The sequence below is a fragment of the Plantibacter sp. ME-Dv--P-095 genome (genome assembly GCF_030209365.1).
Taxonomy (GTDB): Bacteria; Actinomycetota; Actinomycetes; order Actinomycetales; family Microbacteriaceae; genus Plantibacter.
The window spans coordinates 117,145-140,292 of the sequence record NZ_JARVSB010000002.1 but is presented as its reverse complement, the minus strand read 5'-3'; the positions used below and the strand labels follow the sequence as shown (position 1 = coordinate 140,292).

The 23,148-nt window shown below is 72.1% G+C and carries 24 protein-coding genes and 1 riboswitch; of the genes, 12 read left to right on the top strand and 12 right to left on the bottom strand.

Annotated features, from left to right (window positions below; genetic code table 11):
• Positions 1–111 precede the first annotated feature (111 nt).
• The 4 genes from QRN26_RS01740 to QRN26_RS01725 all read left to right on the top strand — a co-directional run bounded on the left by QRN26_RS01740 (position 112) and on the right by QRN26_RS01725 (position 4,151).
• Positions 112–543, top strand: coding sequence for a MarR family winged helix-turn-helix transcriptional regulator (locus QRN26_RS01740; protein WP_056776776.1), 432 nt, complete (start codon positions 112–114; stop codon positions 541–543).
• 86 nt (positions 544–629) lie between these two features.
• A complete protein-coding gene (locus QRN26_RS01735; protein ID WP_285035041.1) occupies positions 630–2,132 on the top strand; it encodes a DNA-3-methyladenine glycosylase 2 in 1,503 nt (500 codons plus the stop codon).
• Positions 2,129–2,689, top strand: a complete 561-nt coding sequence (locus QRN26_RS01730; protein ID WP_285035040.1) for a methylated-DNA--[protein]-cysteine S-methyltransferase — start codon at positions 2,129–2,131, stop codon at positions 2,687–2,689. Before QRN26_RS01735 ends, QRN26_RS01730 begins: the two co-directional genes overlap by 4 nt.
• 91 nt (positions 2,690–2,780) lie before the next feature.
• A complete protein-coding gene (locus tag QRN26_RS01725) occupies positions 2,781–4,151 on the top strand; it encodes a cryptochrome/photolyase family protein (protein WP_285035039.1) in 1,371 nt (456 codons plus the stop codon).
• A 6-nt stretch (positions 4,152–4,157) separates the two neighbouring features.
• Here QRN26_RS01725 and QRN26_RS01720 read toward each other — a convergent pair whose 3' ends face one another.
• A complete protein-coding gene (locus tag QRN26_RS01720; RefSeq protein WP_285035038.1) occupies positions 4,158–4,814 on the bottom strand; it encodes a response regulator in 657 nt (218 codons plus the stop codon).
• A complete protein-coding gene (locus QRN26_RS01715) occupies positions 4,807–6,126 on the bottom strand; it encodes a sensor histidine kinase (protein WP_082455627.1) in 1,320 nt (439 codons plus the stop codon). The genes QRN26_RS01720 and QRN26_RS01715 overlap by 8 nt, the downstream gene beginning before the upstream one ends.
• A 176-nt stretch (positions 6,127–6,302) precedes the next feature.
• Here QRN26_RS01715 and QRN26_RS01710 point away from each other — a divergent pair, with 176 nt between their 5' ends.
• From QRN26_RS01710 to QRN26_RS01700, 3 genes are all read left to right on the top strand, one after another.
• The gene (locus QRN26_RS01710; protein WP_285035037.1) at positions 6,303–7,400 is read left to right on the top strand and encodes an ABC transporter permease; all 1,098 of its coding nucleotides are present in this window, start codon (positions 6,303–6,305) and stop codon (positions 7,398–7,400) included.
• 61 nt (positions 7,401–7,461) lie between these two features.
• Positions 7,462–8,166 (top strand): ABC transporter ATP-binding protein, encoded by a 705-nt coding sequence (locus QRN26_RS01705; RefSeq protein WP_056776791.1) that lies wholly within the window; start codon positions 7,462–7,464, stop codon positions 8,164–8,166.
• Positions 8,167–8,217: 51 nt separating this feature from the next.
• Entirely contained in the window at positions 8,218–8,619 is a 402-nt protein-coding gene (locus QRN26_RS01700) for a hypothetical protein (protein WP_056776792.1), read from the top strand.
• Positions 8,620–8,676: 57 nt separating this feature from the next.
• On the opposite strand, the gene ppnP is transcribed toward QRN26_RS01700, so the two are convergent.
• The 4 genes from ppnP to thiM form a co-directional block, all read right to left on the bottom strand.
• Positions 8,677–8,973, bottom strand: coding sequence for a pyrimidine/purine nucleoside phosphorylase (gene ppnP / locus QRN26_RS01695; protein WP_056013836.1), 297 nt, complete (start codon positions 8,971–8,973; stop codon positions 8,677–8,679).
• Positions 8,974–9,019: 46 nt separating this feature from the next.
• On the bottom strand, positions 9,020–10,591 hold the full coding sequence (locus QRN26_RS01690; RefSeq protein ID WP_285035036.1) for a bifunctional hydroxymethylpyrimidine kinase/phosphomethylpyrimidine kinase: 1,572 nt from the start codon (positions 10,589–10,591) through the stop codon (positions 9,020–9,022).
• Positions 10,588–11,298, bottom strand: coding sequence for a thiamine phosphate synthase (gene thiE / locus QRN26_RS01685; RefSeq protein ID WP_285035035.1), 711 nt, complete (start codon positions 11,296–11,298; stop codon positions 10,588–10,590). Before thiE ends, QRN26_RS01690 begins: the two co-directional genes overlap by 4 nt.
• Entirely contained in the window at positions 11,295–12,155 is an 861-nt protein-coding gene (thiM, locus tag QRN26_RS01680) for a hydroxyethylthiazole kinase (protein WP_502927341.1), read from the bottom strand. The genes thiE and thiM overlap by 4 nt, the downstream gene beginning before the upstream one ends.
• Positions 12,138–12,238, bottom strand: a riboswitch (TPP riboswitch). (Overlaps the previous gene by 18 nt.)
• A gap of 60 nt (positions 12,239–12,298) precedes the next feature.
• Here thiM and QRN26_RS01675 point away from each other — a divergent pair.
• A complete protein-coding gene (locus tag QRN26_RS01675; protein WP_285035033.1) occupies positions 12,299–12,784 on the top strand; it encodes a DUF1622 domain-containing protein in 486 nt (161 codons plus the stop codon).
• Here the strand turns inward: QRN26_RS01675 and QRN26_RS01670 are convergent.
• The 4 genes from QRN26_RS01670 to QRN26_RS01655 all read right to left on the bottom strand — a co-directional run bounded on the left by QRN26_RS01670 (position 12,781) and on the right by QRN26_RS01655 (position 17,171).
• On the bottom strand, positions 12,781–13,467 hold the full coding sequence (locus QRN26_RS01670) for an HAD family hydrolase (protein ID WP_056013833.1): 687 nt from the start codon (positions 13,465–13,467) through the stop codon (positions 12,781–12,783). The two genes, QRN26_RS01675 and QRN26_RS01670, sit on opposite strands and share 4 nt — an antisense overlap.
• A 79-nt stretch (positions 13,468–13,546) precedes the next feature.
• Positions 13,547–14,824 carry a CDP-alcohol phosphatidyltransferase family protein gene (locus QRN26_RS01665; protein ID WP_082455631.1) on the bottom strand — a complete coding sequence of 426 codons (1,278 nt, stop codon included), beginning with the start codon at positions 14,822–14,824 and terminating at the stop codon, positions 13,547–13,549.
• Between the two features lie 104 nt (positions 14,825–14,928).
• A complete protein-coding gene (locus tag QRN26_RS01660) occupies positions 14,929–17,061 on the bottom strand; it encodes a carboxypeptidase regulatory-like domain-containing protein (RefSeq protein ID WP_285035032.1) in 2,133 nt (710 codons plus the stop codon).
• Positions 17,016–17,171 (bottom strand): hypothetical protein, encoded by a 156-nt coding sequence (locus QRN26_RS01655; RefSeq protein WP_285035031.1) that lies wholly within the window; start codon positions 17,169–17,171, stop codon positions 17,016–17,018. Before QRN26_RS01655 ends, QRN26_RS01660 begins: the two co-directional genes overlap by 46 nt.
• Positions 17,172–17,433: 262 nt before the next feature.
• Here QRN26_RS01655 and QRN26_RS01650 point away from each other — a divergent pair, with 262 nt between their 5' ends.
• The 3 genes from QRN26_RS01650 to QRN26_RS01640 all read left to right on the top strand — a co-directional run bounded on the left by QRN26_RS01650 (position 17,434) and on the right by QRN26_RS01640 (position 19,630).
• Entirely contained in the window at positions 17,434–17,898 is a 465-nt protein-coding gene (locus QRN26_RS01650; RefSeq protein WP_285035030.1) for a hypothetical protein, read from the top strand.
• Positions 17,899–18,008: 110 nt separating this feature from the next.
• Positions 18,009–18,995 (top strand): DMT family transporter, encoded by a 987-nt coding sequence (locus QRN26_RS01645; protein ID WP_285035029.1) that lies wholly within the window; start codon positions 18,009–18,011, stop codon positions 18,993–18,995.
• Positions 18,992–19,630, top strand: coding sequence for a GntR family transcriptional regulator (locus tag QRN26_RS01640; protein WP_285035028.1), 639 nt, complete (start codon positions 18,992–18,994; stop codon positions 19,628–19,630). Before QRN26_RS01645 ends, QRN26_RS01640 begins: the two co-directional genes overlap by 4 nt.
• A gap of 122 nt (positions 19,631–19,752) precedes the next feature.
• Here QRN26_RS01640 and QRN26_RS01635 read toward each other — a convergent pair whose 3' ends face one another.
• Together QRN26_RS01635 and QRN26_RS01630 are read right to left on the bottom strand one after the other, a co-directional pair.
• Positions 19,753–21,387: a sensor histidine kinase gene (locus QRN26_RS01635; protein ID WP_285035027.1), complete on the bottom strand. Its 1,635-nt coding sequence runs from the start codon at positions 21,385–21,387 to the stop codon at positions 19,753–19,755.
• Positions 21,384–22,175, bottom strand: a complete 792-nt coding sequence (locus tag QRN26_RS01630) for a response regulator transcription factor (protein ID WP_056013818.1) — start codon at positions 22,173–22,175, stop codon at positions 21,384–21,386. The genes QRN26_RS01635 and QRN26_RS01630 overlap by 4 nt, the downstream gene beginning before the upstream one ends.
• Before the next feature lie 110 nt (positions 22,176–22,285).
• On the opposite strand from QRN26_RS01630, the gene QRN26_RS01625 reads away from it, so the two are divergent.
• A complete protein-coding gene (locus tag QRN26_RS01625) occupies positions 22,286–23,056 on the top strand; it encodes a GNAT family N-acetyltransferase (RefSeq protein WP_285035026.1) in 771 nt (256 codons plus the stop codon).
• Positions 23,057–23,148: the final 92 nt, after the last annotated feature.

Sequence of the window (23,148 nt, the reverse complement as noted above, 5' to 3'; positions counted from 1 at the left end):
TCGCCATGTCCGGGGTCCGCCCGATGCGCAAGCATCCGTCCCGAAGTGCTGCTCATGCGCCGTCCAGGATAGATTCAGGTGGTGGATCGTCGGACAGCACCAGGAGACAGCATGGATGAGAGGCGACTCGCGATCGCCGCATGGGAATCGCTCTTCCGCGCCCAGGTCGAGGTCATGCGGCACATCTCGCACGACTTCCCGAGCCACGGTATCTCCCTGAACGAGTACGACGTCCTCCACACGATGTCGCGCGAGCCCGACCACCGCATCCGCCTGCGCGATCTCAACTCCAGCGTGCTGTTGTCGCAGCCGAGCATCAGCCGCCTCGTCGACCGACTCGTCGCCCGCGGTCTCGTCGGCAAGTGCCCGGACCCGGACGACGGACGCGGCACGCTCGTGCGCATGACGGAGGCCGGCTACGACGTCTACCGCACCGTCGCCATCGCCCACGGCGCGACGATCGCCGAGCGCGTGACCACCTCGCTCAGCCCCGAGGAGATGACCACGCTCGCGACGCTGAGCGACAAGCTCCGCGGCGCCTGACACGGTCGGAGGGCGAGCCCGCGCCGCCCCACTGCCGTGTCCGATTCCCGCTCGTCCGGGTCGGTGGTGCGTGTCAGACTCTGGTCATGGACGACACACGGCGCACGGACTTCGCGGAACGCTACCGCGCGATCCAGGCTCGCGACCAGCGCTTCGACGGGCAGTTCATCACGGCCGTCAGCTCCACCGGGATCTACTGCCGTCCGTCCTGCCCGGCGCGGACCCCGAAGCCCGAGAACGTCACCTTCTACGCGACGAGCGCCGCCGCGCACGAGGCAGGCTTCCGCGCCTGCAAACGATGCCTGCCCGAGGCGGTGCCGGGGACGCCGGCCTGGAACCTCGGCAACGACGTCGCCGCTCGCAGCATGCGGCTCATCGCCGACGGGGTCGTGGAACGCGAGGGCGTTCCGGGACTCGCCTCGCGCCTCGGCTACTCGACCCGTCATCTGACGCGCATCCTCACCGCCGAGCTGGGCGCCGGACCCCTCGCGCTCGCCAGGGCCCATCGCGCCCAGGGCGCGCGCCAGCTCCTCACCGGAACCGACCTCCCCTTCGGTGACATCGCGTTCGCCGCCGGGTTCTCGAGCATCCGGCAGTTCAACGACACGATGCGCGAGGTGTTCGAGCTGACCCCCGGGGAACTCCGGGCGAAGCACCGCAGGATCGGCGAACCGGACCCCGGTTCCATCACCCTCTCGCTCCCGTTCCGACGCCCCTTCGACGCCGCTGGGGTCTTCGCCTGGCTCGCGCCACGAGCCGTCCCGGGCGTCGAGCTGGCCGGGCCCGACCACTACTCCCGGCTTCTCGCACTCCCCGGCGGCACGGCGTGGTTCGAGGTCCGGCAGCTCGGCGACGACCTCCGACTGACCGCCGAGGTGACGGACCTCGCCGACCTGCCGGTGCTCGTCGCCCGGGTCCGCCGACTCTTCGACCTCGACGCCGACCCGACGTCCGCCGACGCGGTGCTCTCGGCCGACCCTCGGCTCGCTCCCTCGGTCGCGGCCACACCGGGCATCCGACTCCCGGGGGCGGTCGACCCGGAGGAGATGCTGGTCCGGGCGATGGTCGGCCAGCAGATCACCGTGGCCGCGGCGCGCACCCAGCTCCGCCGTCTCGCGGACGAGGTGAGCACGACGGTCCCCGAACGGCACGGGCTGCATCGCCTCTTCCCGACGGCGACGCAGATCGCGGACGGCGGGGAGGCGGCACTCGTCGGGCCCCGAGCGCGGATCGACAGTCTGCTCGGTGTGGCACGGGCACTCGTCTCCGGGGAGCTGGCCATCGGGTTCGGCGACGACCGCGACGAGCTCCGGACCCGCCTGCTCGCCATGAAGGGGATCGGCCCCTGGACGGCCGACTACGTCAGCATGCGGGTGCTCGGGAACCCCGACGCGTTCCTGCCCGGCGACGTCGCCGTCCGCACCGGGGCAGGCCGGCTCGGGTTGCCCTCCGACGCCCGGACCCTCACCGCGGAGGCGGAGGCGTTCGCCCCGTGGCGCTCGTACGTCTGCCTCCACCTGTGGAAGGCGGCGTCCACACCGGCACCGACCGCCAGACCATCAGCCCTCGAGAAAGGCCCAGCAGCATGACCACCATCATCTCCAGCACGAGCGTCCGCCGCGGCGACGGTCGGGCGTCCGGCGCGCAGCTCGCCGCGATCAGCCAGACCGTCGACACCCCGGACGGCCCCTTCACCGTCCTCGCGCGGGAGGACGGGGCGGTGCTCTCCTCCGGGTGGTCCGACGACATCGGCGTGATGCTCGAACGGATCCGGCCCGCCGACCGACCCGGCGAGACGGTGGCGGGGACCGTCGAGGCGATGGACGCCGTCCGCGCGTACTACGACGGTGACCTGACGGCGATCGACCTGGTCCCGGTCGCCCAGTTCGGCGGCCCGTTCCGCACCCACGCCTGGACGGTTCTGCGGACGATCGCCGCAGGACGCCCGGTGACCTACACGGAGTTCGCCGCGGCGAGTGGTCGACCGTCGGCGGTCCGCGCCGCGGCGAGCGCCTGCGCGACGAACGCACCCGCCCTGTTCGTCCCCTGCCACCGTGTGTTGCGGACGGACGGCTCGCTCGGCGGCTTCGCGTGGGGACTCGACGTCAAGCGGTCGTTGCTCGACCGCGAGGCCGCGCTGAGCTGAGCGCACCTCGACAGGCTCGGAGACCGGAGCGGACGGCTGCGGCTGCGGTCAACCCCGCAGCTCGGACCAGCGCGCCGCGTAGGCTGACGGGATGGCCACTGCCCCGACGATCGTATGGTTCCGTGACGACCTCCGCCTGGCCGACAACCCCGCACTGCACGCGGCCGTCGAGCTCGGCGCACCGATCCTCTGCCTGTTCGTCCTCGACGACAGCGAAGAGCTGCGACCGCTCGGCGGGGCCTCCCGTTGGTGGTTGCATCACAGCCTCGAGGCGCTCGGGGAGGACATCCGCGGGCTCGGCGGCACCCTCCTCCTCCGCTCGGGGAGTGCGGCCACGATCGTTCCCGAACTCGCCACCTCCCTCGGAGCCGGCGCGGTGCTGTGGAACCGTCGCTACGGAGCCGCGGAACGGGAGATCGACGCCGGGATCAAGACGGAACTGAAAGACGCCGGCCTCGACGCCCGGAGCTTCGCCGCGAACCTCCTCGCCGAACCCTGGGAGATCGTCACCGGGCAGGGCCAGCCCTACTCGGTGTTCACCCCGTTCTGGAAGGCGTCGTTGCAACGTCACTCGGCGAACCCGCCGAGGCATCCGCTCCCCGCGCCCACCGAGCTGACCGGCGTCTCGGACGCGCCTGACGGTGACGAGCTCGGATCGTGGGACCTCCTCCCGACGAAGCCGGACTGGGCGGGTGGGCTCCGCGAACAGTGGACGCCGGGCGAGGCCGGAGCGGACGCACGACTCGCCGACTTCCTCGACGGTGGGGTCTCCGGGTACGCGGAGGATCGTGACTTCCCAGCCCAGCCGTCGACCTCCGGGCTGTCGCCGCACCTGCGGTTCGGGGAGATCAGCTCACCGCAGATCTGGCACGCGGCTCGCGACCACCGCCGACACCTCGGCGACGACGGAGCCACGTTCCTCAAGGAACTCGGCTGGCGCGACTTCGCCTACCACTGCCTCTTCGCGTTCCCCGACCTCGCCACCCGCAACTGGCGGCAGGCCTTCGACCGCTTCCCCTGGCCGGACGTCGACCAGGACGCCTTCACCGCCTGGACCACCGGCCACACCGGCATCCCCCTCGTCGACGCCGGTATGCGCGAACTGTGGACGACCGGCAGCATGCACAACCGGATCAGGATGGTCGTCGCGTCGTTCCTGACGAAGAACCTCCTCATCCACTGGCGGCTCGGTGAGGAGTGGTTCTGGGACACCCTCGTCGACGCGGACCCGGCGTCCAACCCGTTCAACTGGCAGTGGGTCGCCGGGAGCGGCTTCGACGCGTCGCCGTACTTCCGGATCTTCAACCCGGAACGCCAGCGGGAACGGTTCGATCCCGACGACGCCTACATCAAGCGGTGGGTGCCGGAGTTCGGGACGCCCGACTACCCGGAGCCGATCGTCGACCTCGGTGAGACGAGGCAGGCGGCCCTCGCCGCGTACGAGCACGTCAAGGGCGCCTAGCCCTGCTCAGCGGGTGCGGAACAGGCCCGCGCGCTGCGCTGCCGCGATGGCGGCCGAACGGTTCGACACGTCGAGCTTCGTGTAGATGTGGGCGAGGTGCGACTTCACCGTCGTCTCCCCGACGTGGAGTCGTCCGGCGATCTCCAGGTTGGTGAGCCCCTCGGCGGCGCGTGCGAGCACCTCGATCTCGCGTGCACTCAAGGCCTGCTGCGGCGCGCTCACCCGTGCGACCAGGCGGGTCGCGACGGCCGGGCCGAGCACCGAGTTCCCGCCGGCCGCCGAGCGGATGCCGTCCACGAGGTCCTCGGGCGCGGCATCCTTCAAGAGGTACCCGGCGGCCCCGGCCTCGATCGCACCGAGGATGTCTGCGTCGGAGTCGTAGTTCGTCAGCACGAGGACCGAGGGTGGTTCCGGGCGTGCCCTGATCTCCCGCGTCGCATCGATGCCGGTGGGGCCGTCGCCGAAGCTCAGGTCCATGAGCACCAGGTCGGCTCGAGGTGCCGCCGCGACCGCCTCGGCCGCGGTCGCCGCCGTCCCGACGACCTCGATGTCGGCGATCGGAGCCAGGACGGCGAGCAGTCCGGCTCGGACGATCGGGTGGTCGTCGGCCACCACCACCCGGACGACCACTCGGGCCCCGGCTTCGCTCGCGCCCTCAGGCATCGGTCCCACCGTCGCGCATCGTCGCTTCCTCCCTGCTCGTGTCCGGTGCCGGTGTCGAGTCCGGAGTCGGTGTCGCGGTCGGTGCGGCGAACCGGACGGTGACGGTCGTCCCGGCACCGGGTGCGCTCCGGACGTCGACGGCGCCGCCCAACTCGGTGATGCGACGACGCATGGACACCATGCCGAACGAGCCGCCCGCAGCCCGCTCGACGACCGTCGCCGGATCGAACCCGGCACCGTCGTCGTCGATGTCGAGGATGACCTCTCCGTCGAGGTAGCTGAGCGTGACGTCCGCTCGGGTCGCCCCGGCGTGACGGACGACGTTCGCGAGGCTGCTCTGCGCGGCCCGGAGGAGCGCGGTGGTCACCGGCGTGCCGAGGACGAAGGCGTCACCGGTGACCGTCGTGGCGACCGGTGTGCCGCTCTCCGCGGTCGTCGTCTCCGCGAGCCGGCCCAGTGCGTCCGCGATCGTGGCACCCACCAACGCCGGCGGGCTCAGCTCGTCGATGAGGCTGCGTGTCTCGGCGAGCGCGGTCGCGGCGGCGTCCCTCGCCAGGCCGATGTGGGAGCGCAGTTGTCCGGTTCCAGACCCCTCGCCCGCGGAGCGTTCGGCCGCATGCAGGAGCAGTTGGATGCTCGACAGGGCCTGGGCGACCGTGTCGTGGAGCCCGGCGGCGAGGCGCTCCCGCTCCGCCAGCTTGCCGGCCTCCTGCCCTCTCCTGGCGAGCTCCTCCCGGGCGGCGACGAGGTCGGCGATCAGCCGCTCACGCTCGGCCGCCTCCCGAGCCAGCGCCTCGTAGCCGAGGCCGATCGCCACGGCCACCGCCGCACCGACGAGCGGACCGACGACGCCTCCGACGCTGAACCCGGCGTGCAGACCGATCGCGACGATCGCCGAGAGCGTGGCGATGACGACGGCTGGGACCGCGACGGCCCGTGGAAGCAGGTGGAGGTAGAGGAAGAACAACGGGAAGACGAGGTAGGCCGCATCGGGACTGAGCAGGACGAGGACCACCCACTCGACGCTGAGGAAGACCAACCAGGCGAGGACGAAGGAGCGACCTCGACGAGCCCCGGTGGCCGCGACACCGTGGTCGGTGGGCGCGGTGGCCGTCCGGCGGAGCCGACCACCGACGACGGCACCGGCGGTGTAGGTGGCCAGCATGACGACGGCGAACACGAGCGCCGCGGACATCGTCGGGCCACCGACCGAGACGGATCGCACGATCACGAGCGCGATGAGTGCGGTGACGAGGCCGTGGAGGCCGAGCTGCAGGCCGGTGAACACGGGGCTGAGTGCCGAGTGCTTCATCCGCCCAGCGTACGACGCGAGCCGTCGGGGCGAATCATCAGAAAGGTGGAACGTCGCCTCCATCCGACCGTGCCAGGAGACCCTCCCGTCCGACGATGCCGTGCCGCCTCGGCTCGACGACGCTGAGAGGGTGCCGCACCACGGAGACGCCGTCGGGCGGCCGACAAGGAGTCCCCATGTTCGTCGCCTGGCGCGACATGCGCTTCGCCACCGGTCGCTTCGTGCTGATCGGGGCGGTCGTCACCCTCATCACCCTGCTCGTCGGATTCCTCAGTGGCCTGACGGCGGGCCTGGCGAACCAGAACATCTCCGCGATCACCGGGCTCGGCGCGTCGAGCATCGTCCTCGCCGGCCCGGCCGACGACGGACCGGCGACGTTCGCGGATTCGGCGATCGACGAGGCCACGGCCGACCGGTGGGCAGCCGTCCCCGGCGTTGACCACGTCCTGGAGCTCGGCATCAGCCAGACGCGCCTGACGACCGACGACGCACGCACCGCGGTGGCGGTGTTCGGGACCGCCGACGCCGCCGGCGCCGCCGCAGGCGCCGAGCGCACACCCGACGCACCCGCCGACGGCACGGCCCGGCTCAGCCGGACCGCCGCGGAAGCCCTCCACGTGGTCCGCGGTGACACCGTCTCGGCCGGCGGTGAGGCGCTCACGGTCGGCGCGGTCGTCGACGACCAGTGGTACAGCCACACGCCCGTCGTCTGGACGAGCCTCGCGAGCTGGCGGTCGATCCAAGGCGCTTCCGGCGCCCCGGCAGACGGCGCGACGGCCCTCGCCATCTCCGGTACCCCGACCGCGGACGCCGTCACGGCAGCTGAGCAGGCCACCGGCACGGTGTCGAAGGACGTCCTCTCCTCGCTGCTCGCGATCGGCTCGTTCCGCTCCGAGATCGGATCCCTGCTGCTCATGGTCGGCATGCTGTTCGGCATCTCGGCGCTCGTGATCGGTGCGTTCTTCACGGTGTGGACCATGCAGCGCGCGGGTGACGTCGCGATCCTCAAAGCGCTCGGGGCGACGACCCGGCGGCTCGCGCTCGACGCGCTCGGTCAGGCGTCCGTCCTGCTCCTCCTCGGCGTCGGGCTCGGCATCGGGCTCACGGCGGTGCTGGGTTCCGCCGCCGGCACGGCGCTGCCGTTCGTCCTCAGCCCACTGACGACGCTCCTGCCCGGCGTCATCATGATCGCCCTCGGGCTCGTCGGCGCAGCGTTCGCGCTGCGGTCGATCCTGTCGGCCGATCCCTTGACCGCGCTCGGCGGCAACCGGTGAACCCGGGCTCCGCCACCGCATCCACTCCAGCACCCACCCCCGTCACCATCGGAGTCCCCGCATGATCTCGCTCACCGACGTCTCCCTCACCTTCCCCGACGGCGACCACCGCGTCACCGCCGTCGACCACGCGACCCTCATCGTCCCGGCCGGGACCGTCGCCGCGCTCACCGGCCCGTCCGGCTCGGGCAAGTCGAGTGTCCTCGCCGTCGCGGCCGGACTCATCCGCCCCGACAGCGGCACCGTCGAGGTCGCCGGGATCGACGTGACCTCGCTCGACCGTCGAGCCGCCACCGACTTCCGCCGGACGAACCTCGGTATCGTCTTCCAACAGGCCAACCTCCTGCCGTCGCTCACCGCCCTCGAACAGCTGTGCGTGCTCGGGACCCTCGGCGGCCGCGCCTCCCGGGCCGACCGGGCACGGACCCGTGATCGGGCCACGATGTTGCTCGCCGCGGTGGGACTCGCGGACCAGGCCGGCAAACGGCCGCACCAGCTCTCCGGTGGTCAGCGGCAGCGCGTCAACATCGCCCGGGCGCTCATGAACGAGCCGGACGCGCTCGTCGTCGACGAGCCGACCAGCGCGCTCGACCACGAACGCGGTTCCGCCATCATCGAGCTCATCCTCGAACTCACCGCATCGTCGGGCGCAGCGACCCTGCTCGTCACCCACGACCGGACTCACCTCGGACGCATGGACCAGGTGCTCGTCATGGAGGACGGTCGTCTCAGCACGGCCGCCGACGCGCTGGCCCAGCGGTCCTGAGGTCCGTCGCCGCCCGACGGTAGGGTGAGGTCACGCCGAGAGAGGATCACCATGCGCAGCGCCACCCGAGGGCTCACCGTGATCGCGATCGTCGGAGCCCTCCTCGGCACCAGCGCGTGCACCGGCAGCTCGGACGAACCCTCCGGCCAGGGTTCCGCGAGTGCCGCCGGCGTGATCGCGCCCGTCATCGTCCAGCTCGTCGATCAGGACGGCCGCACGATCTCCGTCGGGCTGGACAACGTGGTGGACCTCGTCGCCGTCGACCCGAACGCCTGGTCCGCCGAGATCGAGGACCCGTCGATCGCCGAGTACGTGCCCGGTGGCTCCCGGGGCGGCGCCTCCTTCAACCCCGGCCTGCAGCCCCTCGCCGTCGGCAGCACCGACGTGACGCTGACGAACCGCTCCGACGACTCGACCGTCGTCTTCACCCTCGAGGTCGTCGCCGGACCCTGAGCCGAGACCGGCCGGAGACGCACCCACCGGTCCCTGAGCCTGTCGAAGGGCAGCCGCTCAGATGTTCAGGTAGCGGCAGAGGTAGGCGGTGGCGACCTCCACCTGGACCTGGAAGCTGCTGCTCCCCGGGACGCTGAACTGGGCGTCGGGGCCGAAGTCCTGCCAGGCGCTCGTGTTGGGCAACAGGACGCGGAGTCGGCCGGAGATGACGGACATCTCCTCGGCCTTGCCGGTCGTGAAGGTGTACTCCCCCGGAGCCATGACCCCGACGCTCGCCGACTCGGCTCCCGGCTCGTGCGTGGCGAAGCCGATCGACTTCACGTTGCCGTCGAAGTACTCGTTGCTCGTCAGCATCAGGGGCCTCCCTCGTGGTCCACGACCGCGGTGGCCGATCCGCCATTCATCGTATCGGCTCGGCGAAGAAGGCTTCCTCGTGTGCCGCAGAGGCCAGGAACGCCCGACGCATCGCCCGACGTCCCGTCGCGTCCGCGCGCTCGGCGGCACCGGCGACGATCTCGATCGCGCGCGCGGTGGCGATCGCGAAGGCGGGATCGGCGTAGGTGTCGAGCCACGCGGCGAACGGGTGCGCGGCGTGCGACGCCTGGACGAGCCGCTCCCCCAGATCCTGATAGATCCAGTAGCACGGGAGGACCGCGGCGATCACCCGTCCGTAGTCGCCGTCGACACTCGCAGCGTGCAGGTGGTCGAGGTAGGCCGTCGTGGTCGCCGACGGTTCCATCTCCTCCCCAGCTGCGGCCGAGGCCTCGAGCCAGGTGCGATGGAGTTCCATCTCGGCCTCGATCGAGCCGGCGGCGCCCGTCGCCCAGAACACCTGTTCCTCGGGGGTCGGGGCCAGCGCGCTCGCCCGCGCGAGCACCCGCGAGTAGGCGCGGAGGTAGATCGCATCCTGCTGCAGGTACCACGCGAACCGGGCCGGATCGAGGGTGCCGTCGGCGAGCGTCGCGACGAAGGGCAGCCGGTCGATCCGAGCCCGCAGCTCCGCGATGTCGTCCCACCAGCCCGCGACGAGCGCGGCACCGTCCGCCCGGCGCGCACCGAGGCCCGCCGACTCCCACACCGTGGCGAAGTGGTTGATGGGCCCGCTCCCCGCGCCGACCTCGAGCGCATCCGCCGCCTCGAGACTCGCGGTGAGCCACGACTTCGCCGCGCCGAGCGCCTCCGACCAGGAGCCGGTGCGGGCGACGAGGGTCGCCATCGCACTCGACAGGGAGCAGCCGGTCCCGTGGGTGTTCGTCGTGGCGACGCGAGGTCCGTCGAACTCGACGAGCGAGCGGCCGGCACCGAGGCCGCCGCCGGCGTCGACGAGGGCGTCCGGGCAGTCCACCACCCCGGATAGGTGCCCACCCTTCACGAGCACGATCACCCCGGCCCGTTCCGACACCCGCCGCGCCTGCGCGAGGGCGTCGGCCCAGCGCTCCGCCACCGGTTCGTCCGCGAGGACCGCGAGCTCGGGGAGGTTCGGGGTGACGAGGTCGACGAGCGGCAGGAGCTCGCGCATGGCGGCCTCGGCGTCCTGCCGGAGGAGGCGGTCGCCGCTCGTCGCCACCATGACGGGGTCGAGCACGACGGGTCCGGTCACGGTCTCGCGCAGCCACGCGGCGACGGCCTCGATGATCCGTGCGTCGCCCAGCATGCCGATCTTGACGGCGTCGATGACGACGTCGTCGGCCACCGCGTCCAACTGTTCACGGAGGAACCCGACGGGCGGGGTGTGCACGGAACGGACACCGCGGGTGTTCTGCGCGACGAGGGCGGTCACGACCGCCATGCCGTATCCACCGTTCGCGGCGATGCTCTTGAGGTCGGCCTGGACACCGGCGCCGCCGGTCGGGTCGGTGCCGGCGATGCTCAGCACCCGCGGCGTGGTCCTCGTGACGAGCGGCCGTCGCCCGATCCCCGCGTCGTGCGACGGCCGGGCCGGGGCTGTCCTCAGCGAGTCGGTGGCGCTCACGCGGGCACCTCGTCCCACGCGGCACGGAACGCGCGAGCCGCCGCGGCCGGATCGTCGGCGGCACAGATGGCTGACACCACCGCGAGCCCGGCGGCACCCGCCGATCGAAGGGCCGCGGTGTCGGCGAGCCCGACCCCGCCGATCGCCACGCAGGGCAGCTGGGTGGCGGCGGCGATCGCGGCGAACCCGTCCACGCCGAGCGGCTCCGGGTGGTCCGGTTTCGTCGCCGTGGGGCGGATCACGCCGACGCCGAGGTAGTCGACGGTCCCCGCGGGCAGGGCGGCCACCGCGGCGAGATGGGCGGGCGTGTTCGCCGTCAAGCCCACCACGGCCGCGTCACCCACGATCCGGCGGACCGCGTCGACCGGGAGGTCGCTCTGCCCGACGTGGACACCGTGGACGACGGCGCCGGCGGAACGGGCGGCGAGGAAGACGTCGACCCGGTCGTCGACGAGGAGCAGGGCTCGACCCGAGACGAGCTCCGCGGCACGGAGCGTCAGCTCGAACAGCTCGCGGGCCGTCGCGGTCTTCTCCCGGAGCTGCACCGCGGTCACCCCGCCGTCGACGGCTCGGCGGACGACGTCGAGTACGCCCCGGGCGCCGCTGGCCGAGGCGTCCGTGACGAGATACGTCGCCATGGCCCGGCGCACGAGGGCGGCGTGCGAACGGGCCGCGTGCACCCCGTCGGACATCGTCCCGGCGCTCATGCCACCACCGCCAGTCGGCGGACGGTCTCCGCGTCGAGGAGGTGGAGGCGGTCGAGGAACGCCGGGGCGAAGGACCCGGGCCCGCGGCTCTCCGCGGCGGCAAGCTGAGCGGCGACCGTGTACACGCTCGTGGCGGCCACCGTCGTCAGCAACCGGTCGTCGTCGAGCGAGGCGAACGCGGCGAACACGGCGCCGAGCGCGCACCCGCCGCCCGTCACGAGCGTGAGCCAGGCGTGCCCGTTGGAGCAGCGGACGATGCGCTCACCGTCGGTGATGACGTCGGTCGGCCCCGAGATCGCCACGACGGCTCCCGAGCGGCGCGCGATCGCGGTCGCCGCCTCGATCGCACTGTCGACGGAGTCGGTGCTGTCGACCCCGCGACCGCCGGCGCCGAGGCCGGCGAGGGCGATGATCTCACTCGCGTTGCCCCGGACGATCGTCGGCCGGAGTGCGAGGAGCTCTGCGGCGAGCGCCGTCCGGACGGGGAGGGACCCGACCGCGACGGGATCGAGCACCCACGGGGTGCCCACCTCGTTCGCGGCGGTCGCGGCTTCGATCATGGCCTCGCGCTGCTCCGCCTGCGGTGTGCCGAGGTTGAGGAGCACGCCGGAGGCGATGCGGGCGAACGGCCCGGCCTCCGTGGGGATGTCGGTCATCGCCGGGGCGGCACCGACGGCGAGGAGGACGTTCGCCGTGAAGTTCGTGACCACGGCGTTCGTGATCGATTGGACGAGCGGGGTGTGTTCGCGCAGGCGGTCGAGGAGGTCCCCCGCGGCGCTCGCGAACCCGCCGGCGGCGGACTCGTCGGTGGACGGGTGGGCAGACTGCTGCGGTGTGCGAATGCTCATTCGCGACATCCCTTCGCTCGGACTAACGAGATCAGGTTCGACGGGTGTGTTCTCAGCCGGTCGTCATGGGATCGGCACCCCGTGTCACTCGCGACCACCATAGCGGGTCGGCGCAGCTTCCCGTCCGGCGAGGCGACGAGGATGATGGGCGCATGGACTTCTTCGAGCTGGTCACCATCGTCTTCGAGGTCGCCGGTGTCGGGGCGATGGTCGTGGGCTTCGTGATCGCCGTCACCCTGTCGGCCCGCCTGTGGCTCCGCACCCGTGACGGCGGGCGGGCCTTCCGGATGCTGCGGGAGACGATCGGCTCGGTGATCCTGCTCGGGCTGGAGATCCTCGTCGCCGCCGACCTGGTGAAGACGGTCACCTCCACGCCGTCGCTGACCGACGCAGCCGTCCTGGCGATCATCGTCGTCATCCGCACCCTGCTGAGCTTCTCCCTGCAGATCGAGATCGAGGGGACCCTGCCCTGGAGACGCCTCGCGACGACGGGACCGCAGGCGTTCGGCCAGGCCGTCGCGCGCGGCGGTGAACGCCCGCGACGAGCCGTCGAGGAGCAGGATGCGACCGCCCCGGACGCCGGAGGAGCCACCGTGCCTGACGACGGCCGGTTCCCGGAACTGCGCAGTCGCGGCTAGCGCGTGGTGGCGGTTTCCGCCCAGGTGTCTCGGATGAGGTCGGGCAGCTCACGCATGTCGTCGAAGACGTGGGTGCCGTCGCCGATGAGGCGCTCGGCCGGGGTCATGCCACCGGCGTAGGCGTACACGGTCATCCCCGCGGCCCGTGCGGCGAGGACGCCGACGACGCTGTCCTCGACGACCGCGCACCGCTCGGGGGCTGTGTCGAAGTCGGCGGCCGCATGCAGGAACAGGTCCGGGGCCGGCTTGCCGACGGCGACGTCGGTGGCGCTGAAGATCCGCCCGGCGAACCGGTCGTGGATACCCACCTGGCCGAGGTTCCGGACGACGTCGTGGAACATGCCGTTCGAGGCGACACACAACGGCACCCCGGTCGCCGCGATGCCGTCGAGGGCGTCGACGACACCGTCGACCGCTTCCAGCTCGCGCTCGCAGATCCCGCGGAACATGTCGCTCCAGCGCTGGATCCAGTCGGCCTCGAGGGGCTTGCCGAGCCGCGCTTCGACGAGCGTCGCGTAGGTCTCGAGCGATGCGCCGACGAACAGTTCGCGCACCTCGGCCTCGGTGTAGTCGCCGCCGACCTCGTTGAGGAGCTGCAGGTTCACCCGCACCGAGATGCGTTCCGTGTCGACGAGGGTGCCGTCGCAGTCGAAGATGACGAGGTCCGGATAGTCGACTGGCATGCTCCGAGCCTAAACGACACCGCCTGCGTCCACGCCGGGCGCGTCTCGGGGAAGCTGCCGGCAGCACAGCCGGCCGGGATCAGCGGGACAGGCTGACACCCTGCCGCTGCCAGGTGACGATCATGCGTCGCGCATACTGGGTCGCCGCCACGAAGTGCCCGACGAGCCCGAGGAGGATCGCGACGAAGCCGATACCGCCGAACACGCGGGACAGCGGCGAGGCCGGATCACCACCGCCGAGCGCGAGCCCCGTGAGCAACGCGAAGAAGCCGACGAAGAGGAGCACCGTACGGATCTTGCCGGCGAGGCTCACCGGCACCTCGGGCGTCCCGCGGAACGCGACGACCGCGATGAACGCGAGGAGGAGGTCGGGCACGATCATGACGACGAACACCTGCCACGGGATGATCTGCGCGACGGCGAAGGAGGCTGCGACCACGACGACGGTCAAGCGGTCGGCGACGCCGTCGAGCCAGGTGCCGAGCGCCGAGACGGCCCCCGTCCGGCGCGCGATCTGCCCGTCGGCGACGTCGCTCAGGAACACGACCGCCCCCACGACGAGCGCCGCCCAGTAGGAGCCGGTGATCACGAGGACGGCGAAGACGGGGAGCAGGAGGATGCGTCCCGCCGTGATCGCATTGGGCAGGTTCCGCCAGTCGTCGTCCGCGAAGAGCTGGGTGCGGAGGCGCGCGAGCGGCGTCTTCTCGTGCAGGGTCACCGGGATCATCGCTTCGTCGCCGGGGATCGCGAGGCCCCGTCGAGCGCGGACGATCGCGACGGCCGACACCACGACGACGAGCGCGAGCAGCAGCACCCACCCGGCGGAGCCGAGGTACTGGCGGACCCCGTCGAGCACGACGCGGACGAGCGAACCGACCCCGACGAAGACGGCGGACCACAGGAGCGAACCGAGCACCGACGCCAGGAGGAACGATCGGTACGGCACGCGGGCGACCCCGGCCGCGGCCGGCGTCAGGCACCGGAGCACGGGGACGAGGCGGGTGAGGAAGACGGCCTGGGCTCCGCGTCGTTCGAGCGCCTCGACCGCCCGGTCCCAGCCGCCGACGCCGAGACGCCGGACGACGGCCGTGTCGCGGAGGCGCCCGCCGCTCCGACGACCGATGAGGAAGCCGAGGTGGTCTCCGAGCGATCCACCGAGCGCGACGGCGAGGAACAGGACGAGCGCGGCCGGACCGGAGTCGAGCATCGCCGAGAGGAGGAGCACGACGGGCTCCCCCGGCACCAGCAGGCCGAGCCAGAGCCCTGACTCCGCCACGGCGAAGAGGAGGCCGACCAGCCAGATCATCGGATCGGGCAACGCCGTCGTGGCGCCGTCCACCCAGCCGATGACGTCCACGGGTCCCCGTTCACGAATGCGATCCGCGCCCCTGGTCGGAGCGCGGCTCGCCCAAGTCTACGGACGAGCCGCGTGCTCCGATCCCCTTCGGGACGACGGAGCGGTCAAACGTCGGACGGGGTGTCCCGCTCGGCACGTCGACGTCGGAGGACCGCGGCCGTCACGACGCCGGCGGCTCCGAGCACGAAGAGCACTCCGGCCGCGACGATCCACGGCATCGTGTCCGCGCCGGTCGAGGGCAGGCGGCCCGAGGTGCCCGGCACGGCGGGGTCGCTCGGGGTCGCCGAGGGCACGGGCGTGACGGCATCCGGGACCAGGACGAACGCGGGCACGGAGACCACCGATCCGTCGGCCGCGACGATCGCGACGGCCGAGGTGGCACCTTCGGCGGTGTAGCCCGATGGCACCGTCACCGTGACCTCGTACGACCCCGCGGCGAGATCGTCGAGGAGATAGGCGCCCTCGGCGTCCGTCGTGACGACGACCTCGCCGGCCGGGGTGTCGACCGTCACGCCGACGTCCGCGAGCGGGGCTCCGGCATCCGTCTCGACGGTTCCGGTCAGCCCACCGAGCACCGCGTCCACGACGAGCACGAAGCTCGGCACCGTCTGCACCGAACCGTCCGAGCCGACGACCGCGACCGCGGTCGTCACCCCGCCATCGGGGACGGAATACCCTGCCGACACGGTCAGCGTCACCGGGTAGTCGCCGGGTGGCAGGTCGGCGAGCCCGTAGGAGCCCTCACCGGACGTCGTCAACACCACCGGGCCCGTCGGCGTCTCGACCGTCACGGTGGCTCCGGAGATGGGCGTACCCGTGTCCGTCAGGACATCACCGATGACGGTGCCGAGCCGGGCGAGCTCGAAGTCGACCGCGTCCAGATCCGTGTCGGCGAGCTCCTCGGAGCGCGTCGCCGTTCCGGAGACGACGTAGCCCTCGGGCGCGACGATCGAGACGGTGTACGACCCCGCCGGCAGGAGCGGGAAGCTGTACGAGCCGTCGGCGGCCGTGACGGCGCGTTCGACGCCGCTCGGACCCTCGGCGCTCACGGTGACCCCGGCCACGCCGACCCCGCCGGAACTGATCACGCCGCCGAGGCGCGGGTTCGCGACGAGCACGAAGTCCTGTGCCGTGATGGGCGTCTCGCTCCCGGCCGGGACGGAGAACGGGGACGGCGCGATCTGCACGGCGTACCCCGCCGGTGGCGTGATGACGAGCGTGTGGTCGCCGACCGGCACGGTGTCGAAGAGATAGTCCCCGTCGGTGTCGGTGGTCACGCTCCCCACGCCGTCGATCGTGACGGTGGCCCCGACGATGGGGACACCATCGGCGTCGAGGGCGGTGCCGGAGACCGCGACGGGCACGATGTCGCGGACGACGAAGTCCGCGATCGCGTCGGTGTCAGTGAGGTCGGCGCCGACCCGCGTCGCCTCGACGGCGATCTTGCCGGCCGGCGGGACGAGCTGCACGGTGTAGCCGTCGGTCGCGAAGTAGCCCTGGAAGGCGTAGGCGCCTCCATCGGCAGTGGTCGTCGAGGCGACCACCCGGCCGTCGCGGTCGATGAGCCGCACGCCGACGCCGTCCAGACCACCGGTGACCTGGTCGGTCACGGTACCGGTCACGTCACGCGCGATCGACGCGAACCACGTCTGGAACACCGGGAACCCTGCGCGCTGCTGAAAGGAGAAGGTGAGGCTGGAGATGGGAGCGGAAGGCTCGAACCAGGCCGCCGCACCGCTCGTGTCGGCGGCGGCGGCGTTGCCGCGCAGCACCTGCGTCGCGGGATCCCAGGTGGGGACGTCCGTCGCGGAACCGGTGCAGGAGGGCTTGCCGGTCAGGCCGGGAGCGCACGCGTTGAATCCTCCGTTGAACCCGAGCTCGTCCGCTGCCAGGGCGACCCCGTCGGGACCGATCGCCGTCACGGTGACCTGGTCGGCGTCGATGTCGCCGAGCACGAACGTCCAGCCGGACGGCGGTGTCGGCGTCGAGAAGGAGTAGGTCGTGGTCGAGGGCGACGCCGGGTTGTTCGCCTTCGGCCGGAGGTTCAGATAGGGCTGATCACGACTGCTGCCGTACTTCGCGCCCACCGGGGTCGACGCCGCCAGCCAGTTCGAGGCGCCGGAGACGAGGTTCGCGCCGCCGAGCGAGTCGCTCGTGAGCGTCGCGGTCAGGGCGGGCTGCCCGGCCAAGGTCATCGTGCCCTGGTACGAACCGAGGCGCCGGAGAAGGTGGGCCACGCCGCCCAGCTCGAGGTGGTGGCGGCGGAGGCCGACGGAACGGCTGCGGTGAGGGCGAGCGCGGAGGCTCCGAGCAGGACGAGCACAGCGGCTCCGATGCGGCGGGTCATGCCCCCGCCACGATAGGCACTCCCCTTGCGGCGCAGGAAGCCTGAATCTGATGCGGGACATCCTGGACGATCCGTGATGTGTCCACCGTGGTGGCACCACCGACCCACGGACCGGTCACCCCGGATGGTCCCGCAGGACGAGGGAAGATCGGGCGCGCGGGCGATCCGCGACGGACACGATCGGAGGAGGCTTGCACCAGCAACCGAACAGCTCCGCAACCGCGGAGACAGCTCCGCAACCGCGGAGGAAGGAACGAAGCCCATGTCCGCCTCAGCCACCACCGAGTCCCCCACGACCTCGCCCGCCGAGGACGTGACCCTGGCCGACGCCCCGACCGAATCGTTCGGCACGGACCCGCTCGCCCAGACGACACCCCTCCCGGATCAGACGACACCCGTCCAGACGATCCCCACCACCCAGACCACCGCCCTCGCCGCCCTCCCGCCGGTGCCGGCCACCGCGGCGGCAGACCGCGAGAGCTCCACGCAGACGCTGTCGATCATCGCCTTCGCGCTGTCGATCGCCGCGATCGTGGCCCCCTCGTTCGTCCTCCTCCCGATCGCCTCGCTCGTCATGGGCATCATCGCCCTGGCCCGCAAACCGCGCTCGAAGGGCTTCGCGCTCACCGCCGTCATCATCTCGGGCACCATGCTCGCGCTGGCCCTGATCGTCGCCGCCGGTGCCGCCCTGCTGCTCGGCGTCTCGATGGTCGCCTCCATCAACTGATCCGCCATCGCGACGACGCCCGCCTGCCCCTCGAGCCGGCGGGCGTCGTCGTACGTGGTCCCACGACGTCGGGCGTTGATTGTTACACAATCCTCCGCCAGGCTGTCCCCATGACCCGATCAGCCACCTCGGCCGGCCAGAGCGCTCCAGCCCCGGCGGCGCAGCGCCTCCCGGTTGCGGCCGCGATCCTCGCCGCCGTGTGCTTCGGCACGACGGGGACGGTGCACGCCCTCCTCCCCATCGAGGTCGGCTCGGTCGCCTTCGGCGCCGCACGGATCGTGTTCGGTGGCGTCCTCCTCGTCCTGGTGTGGGCCGTCGTGGCGAGGCGAGCGATGGTGGCCCGCACCGACTCCCCCTCCGCAGCTCGTCCGCGGGCCACGCCGCTCGGCCGGCCGGCGCTCATCGCGGCGATCGTCCTCGGAACCGTCGGTGTCGCGGCCTACCAACCCTTCTTCTTCCTCGGCGCGGAGCGCAACGGCGTCGCGATCGGCACCCTCACCGCGCTCGGCTCGGCACCCGCCATCACCGGGCTCCTCGAATGGGCGATCCATCGACGTCGCCCGAGCGCCCGCTGGTTCCTCGCGACCGTGGTCGCGGCCGCCGGCGTCGCCGTCCTGTCCGGCCTGACCGGCGGCGTCGGGGAGGTCACCGTGGACGGGCTGCTCGCCTCGGTGGGTGCCGGCGCCTCCTACGCCCTCTACACGCTCTGCAGCAAAGCGCTCATCGACCACGGCTGGAGCCCCCTCGGCACCATGGCGGCGCTCTTCGGCTCGGCCGCGGTCGTCTCCCTGCCCGTGCTCCTCGCCACCGAGGTCGCCTGGATCGCCACCGTCCCCGGAGCGCTCGCGGTCGCCTGGCTCGCGCTCGTGAACACCCTCGCCGGGTACCTGCTCTTCGGCTACGCGCTCGGCGGGCTGCCCGCCTCACGGGTCGCGACGCTGACCCTCTTCGAACCGATGACGGCCACCCTGCTGGGTATCCTGCTGCTCGGCGAGTCGTTCGGGCCGACCACGGTCGTCGGCGCCGCACTCCTGCTCGCCGGGCTGGCGATCCTCGTGACGCCGGCGCGCCGGAGCCGTCGCCCGGGCATCCGATGACCGCCGTCGAGACCGTCGCACACGCGCTGCGGGAGGACATCCTGGACGGCCGAACCGTCGCGGGCGAGCCGCTCCGGGAGGCCGCCCTCACCACCCGGTTCGGCGTCAACCGGCACACCGTCCGCGCGGCGCTCCAGATGCTCGCGGCCGAACGCCTCGTGACGTTCGAGGCCTACCGCGGCGCACGGGTGCGGTCGTTCAGCGATGCGGACGTCCTGGCCCTCATGGAGTACCGCACGGCGATCGAGGTCGAGGCACTCCGGCTGCTCCGGACGCGATCGGCGGCAGGACCGCGACCGCACGACGCGATCGTCGCGGCGAACGAGGCGCTCCGGACGGCCTGCACCGCACGACCCCACGGGCAACGCCGCATCGAGCGGGCCCACGCCGAGCTGCATCACGCGATCGTGGCCGCCGCAGGCAGTCCGAGGCTGCTCGAAGCCCACGCCGGACTGCTCGCCGAGCTCGGGCTGTTCATGGTGCAGCTCCGGAGCGTCCTCCCGCCGGAGGAACTCATCAGCCAGCACGACCGGCTCGTCGACGCACTCCTCGGCGACCACGCCGAGGCGGAACTGCGTGCACACCTCGCGCACTCGGCCGAGCAACTCGTGGCGCTCCGCCGCGCCGCCGGCTGAGGCCGCACCTCGACAGGCTCGGTGACCGGAGTGGGTGGGTCGGTGACCGGGGTGGGTGGGTCGGTGACCGGGGCGGGGTGCTTCGGTGGCCCCCGGTCCCTGAGCCTGTCGAAGGGCGGCGGTCAGGACCGGGCCGAGGGGACCTCGTCCGGGTGCACCGCGGCCGCGCCACCGGCCGACGACCGGACGGCGGGGTGCTCGTCGGAGGGCCCCGACCACGGCAACGTCACCGTGAACGTCGTGCCGGCGGGCGAGGAAGCGACCTCGATCGCGCCCTCGTGCCCTTCGGCGATCGACAGGGCGATCGCGAGACCGAGTCCCGTGCTGCCCGCGGCCCGAGACCGGGACGAATCGGCCCTCGCGAAGCGGTCGAACAGCTCAGGGAGGAACGCCTCGTCGATGCCGGGGCCGTCGTCCGCGATCGTGAGGGCCGCGCGCTGCGGCTCGTCGGCGTTCTTCGGCGCGGCGATGCGCGTCACCACCGAGGTGCCGGCCGGGGTGTGCACCGCGGCGTTCGACAGCAGGTTCACGACGAGCTGGTGCAACCGCTCGCGGTCGCCCCGGACGATGATCGCGCGCTCCGGCACGTCGACCGACCAGTGGTGCCCGGGAGCCGAGACCGCCGCATCGCTCACCGCGGCGGCGACGAGGTCGCTCAGGTCCACGTCGTCCAGGTGGAGGTCCTGGCCCTCGTCGAGTCGAGCCAGGAGGAGCAGCTCGCTCACGAGCGAACTCATGCGCGTCGCCTCCGACTCGATGCGGGCGAGGGCGTGCTCCGTCATCGGCGGGAGGTTCTCGCTGTCCTGGCGGGTGAGTTCGGCGTAGCCCTGGATCGCGGCCAGCGGCGTCCGCAGCTCATGGCTCGCATCGGTGACGAAGCGCCGCATGCGCTTGTCGGTGGCGGCGCGCACGGCGAGCGCCCGGTCGACGTGGTCGATGAGGCCGTTGAGCGCCTCGCCGACCTTGCCGATCTCCGTCCGCGGGTCGGTGTCGGCCTGATCCACGCGCACGTCGATCCCCGTGTCGCCTCGCTCGAGTTGCAGCGTCGAGACCTCGGCTGCGGCGGCGGCCACCCGCGAGAGCGGGCGGAGCGCGAGCCGGACCACGATGATCGCCCCGACGATCGTGACGGCGAGGGCGAGGACGGCGAGGATCGCGATGACGATCGCCTCCTGCTGCACGGCCGCGCGAGGGGTGGCGAGGGAGACCCCGGCGACGAGCGTCTCGCCGTCGCCGTGGTCGAGGAACTCGAGCCGGTATCCGCCGAGCGACCCGAGGCCGATGTTCTGCCGTTCGGTGCCGCCGGCGGCTGCGGCCTCCTCGATGAGCGCCTGCGTGCGGACGTCGAGCGCCTTCGCGTTGGACTGGGTGAACCGTGCCGAGTCGACCACCTGGCCATCGGTGATGAGGGCGATGAGGGTCCCTGGCCCGTGGCCGACGTAGTCGACGAACGGCTTGACGTAGCCGGGCTCGCCCCGTGTCGCATCCGGGTCGGCGACGGCCCCGTCGCGGGACTGCTGGTCGTGGAACTTCACGACGGAGTGCTCGAAGGCCTCCATCGAACCGGTGAGCTGGGTGTCGACGACCGCGGTGACCGACGCCTCGACCGTGACGATGGTCAGGACGCCGGAGACCGCGAGGACCGCGGCGATGACGGCGGCGATGCCGGTCACCAGGCGGCGCTGCAGGGTCCACGGGTGCCGCTGCTTCGGTGGGAACGTCGGGACGCCCGCGGTCGGGACCGCTCCGGTGCTCATTCGACGGGCCGCAGCACGTACCCGACCCCGCGGACGGTGTGGATCATCGGCGCACGGTCGGCGTCGATCTTCTTCCGCAGGTAGGAGACGTAGAGGTCGACGATGCTGGCCTTGCCGGCGAAGTCGTAGTTCCACACCCGGTCGAGGATCTGTGCGCGACTCAGCACGCGCTTCGGGTTGCGCATGAAGTAGCGCAGGAGTTCGAACTCGGTGGTGGTGAGCGCGACGGGCTCACCATCGCGGCTGACCTCGTAGCTGCGCTCGTCGAGGAAGAGGCCGCCGATCGTGATGCGCGAGTCGTCGTCGGACACGACGTGGGCGGTCCGGCGGAGCAGGCCGCGGAGGCGTGCGACGAGTTCCTCGAGCGAGAAGGGCTTCGTCATGTAGTCGTCACCACCGGCGGTGAGTCCCATGATGCGGTCGTCCACGGAGTCCCGCGCCGTGAGGAACAGGGTCGGTGTGCCCGACTCCGGCTCGCCCTGCGAGAAGCTGCGGAGCTGGCGGAGGACGCTCAAGCCGTCCATGTCGGGCAGCATGATGTCGAGGACGACGACGTCGGGTCGCTCGGCGCGGTACCGCTGCACGGCCTCGCGCCCGTTGGTGGCGACGTCCACGACCCACCCCTCGTAGCCGAGGGCGAGGCTCACGAGGTCGGTGAGGACCGCCTCGTCGTCGACGAGGAGGACACGGATCGGCGAGCCGTCGGCCCGGTACATCCGCGGAAGCTTGGCGAGGACCGCCCGGCGGCGCCCCGAGTCGACGACCTGCGTCGGCAGGTCGGAGGGCATGCATCGATTATCCGTCGTCCGGTGCGGGGAACACGCAGCGACGGGCGATTCATAGCGGGCTCATATCTTTTCAGGCCGAGCGCATGAGCGAGGTGCCTACCGTGGAGGGCATGACCCGAGCAGAGCCCCTGGGCACGCCGTACACCTCCCGCCATCGCCGGCGGCCGGGTGACGCGCCCGGAGCGACGCAGGGTCTGCGGGTCACCCTCGGCGAGGTCGTCCGAGCACTCCGTCCGCTGATCCCGGCAGGGGTCTCGCGCCCTCGCCTCTTCCGCGGGCCGCGGATCGAGACGCCGGTCGACGCGCACCCGATCCGCACCGACCGCCTCGTCCTGCGGCGTCACCGCCTCGAGGACGCCGAGGCCTGGTACCGCATCCAGTCCTCCCCCGAGGTCGTCGAGCACCTGCCGTGGCCGGTCCGCGACCGCCAGGCGTCCCTGGAGCACCTGCGCCATCGGATGGGACACCGCCGCCTGTGGCAGTCCGGCGACTTCCTCGCGCTGGCCGTGGAACGGGACGGGGAGCTCGTCGGCGACGTCTCCCTGCACCTCCGCGACGTGCGGCCGACCGAGCGCTCGGTGGAGATCGGCTGGGTGCTCGACCCGGCTGCCGGCGGCCAGGGGTTCGCGAGCGAGGCCTCGGCCGCGATGCTCGACCTGGCGTTCACCGAGGTCGGGGCGACGACGGTGACGGCTGTCATCGAACCCGGGAACACCCGGTCCATCGCCCTCGCGGAGCGTCTCGGCTTCCTCCGGGAGGACGCACCCCGCCGCTCGTCGAGCATCACCTTCGCGATCACACCGTCCCTGCTCGACGCTCGACGCGCCGAACGCGCGGCAGCCGACATGCCGCAGGGCGACACCGCAGCACGTCGCCCCTGACGCTCGCCGTCCCGATCGCCGAACCTGTCGGGGCCGTGTCTCCCCCACACTGGCCCCGGCAGGTTCAGCCATCGGGGCGGCGATGCGTGCCT

Coding starts and splice junctions, on each gene's coding strand:
- QRN26_RS01670 (WP_056013833.1), bottom strand. CDS start 13,467: ATGCCAGTCGACTATCCGGACCTCGTCATCTTCGACTGCGACGGCACC.
- QRN26_RS01635 (WP_285035027.1), bottom strand. CDS start 21,387: ATGAGCACCGGAGCGGTCCCGACCGCGGGCGTCCCGACGTTCCCACCG.
- thiE (WP_285035035.1), bottom strand. CDS start 11,298: ATGAGCGCCGGGACGATGTCCGACGGGGTGCACGCGGCCCGTTCGCAC.
- QRN26_RS01645 (WP_285035029.1), top strand. CDS start 18,009: ATGACCCGATCAGCCACCTCGGCCGGCCAGAGCGCTCCAGCCCCGGCG.
- QRN26_RS01705 (WP_056776791.1), top strand. CDS start 7,462: ATGATCTCGCTCACCGACGTCTCCCTCACCTTCCCCGACGGCGACCAC.
- QRN26_RS01650 (WP_285035030.1), top strand. CDS start 17,434: ATGTCCGCCTCAGCCACCACCGAGTCCCCCACGACCTCGCCCGCCGAG.
- QRN26_RS01625 (WP_285035026.1), top strand. CDS start 22,286: ATGACCCGAGCAGAGCCCCTGGGCACGCCGTACACCTCCCGCCATCGC.
- QRN26_RS01710 (WP_285035037.1), top strand. CDS start 6,303: ATGTTCGTCGCCTGGCGCGACATGCGCTTCGCCACCGGTCGCTTCGTG.
- QRN26_RS01675 (WP_285035033.1), top strand. CDS start 12,299: ATGGACTTCTTCGAGCTGGTCACCATCGTCTTCGAGGTCGCCGGTGTC.
- QRN26_RS01630 (WP_056013818.1), bottom strand. CDS start 22,175: ATGCCCTCCGACCTGCCGACGCAGGTCGTCGACTCGGGGCGCCGCCGG.
- QRN26_RS01640 (WP_285035028.1), top strand. CDS start 18,992: ATGACCGCCGTCGAGACCGTCGCACACGCGCTGCGGGAGGACATCCTG.
- QRN26_RS01740 (WP_056776776.1), top strand. CDS start 112: ATGGATGAGAGGCGACTCGCGATCGCCGCATGGGAATCGCTCTTCCGC.
- ppnP (WP_056013836.1), bottom strand. CDS start 8,973: ATGCTGACGAGCAACGAGTACTTCGACGGCAACGTGAAGTCGATCGGC.
- QRN26_RS01720 (WP_285035038.1), bottom strand. CDS start 4,814: ATGCCTGAGGGCGCGAGCGAAGCCGGGGCCCGAGTGGTCGTCCGGGTG.
- QRN26_RS01730 (WP_285035040.1), top strand. CDS start 2,129: ATGACCACCATCATCTCCAGCACGAGCGTCCGCCGCGGCGACGGTCGG.
- thiM (WP_502927341.1), bottom strand. CDS start 12,155: ATGTCGCGAATGAGCATTCGCACACCGCAGCAGTCTGCCCACCCGTCC.
- QRN26_RS01725 (WP_285035039.1), top strand. CDS start 2,781: ATGGCCACTGCCCCGACGATCGTATGGTTCCGTGACGACCTCCGCCTG.
- QRN26_RS01700 (WP_056776792.1), top strand. CDS start 8,218: ATGCGCAGCGCCACCCGAGGGCTCACCGTGATCGCGATCGTCGGAGCC.
- QRN26_RS01735 (WP_285035041.1), top strand. CDS start 630: ATGGACGACACACGGCGCACGGACTTCGCGGAACGCTACCGCGCGATC.
- QRN26_RS01655 (WP_285035031.1), bottom strand. CDS start 17,171: ATGACCCGCCGCATCGGAGCCGCTGTGCTCGTCCTGCTCGGAGCCTCC.
- QRN26_RS01715 (WP_082455627.1), bottom strand. CDS start 6,126: ATGAAGCACTCGGCACTCAGCCCCGTGTTCACCGGCCTGCAGCTCGGC.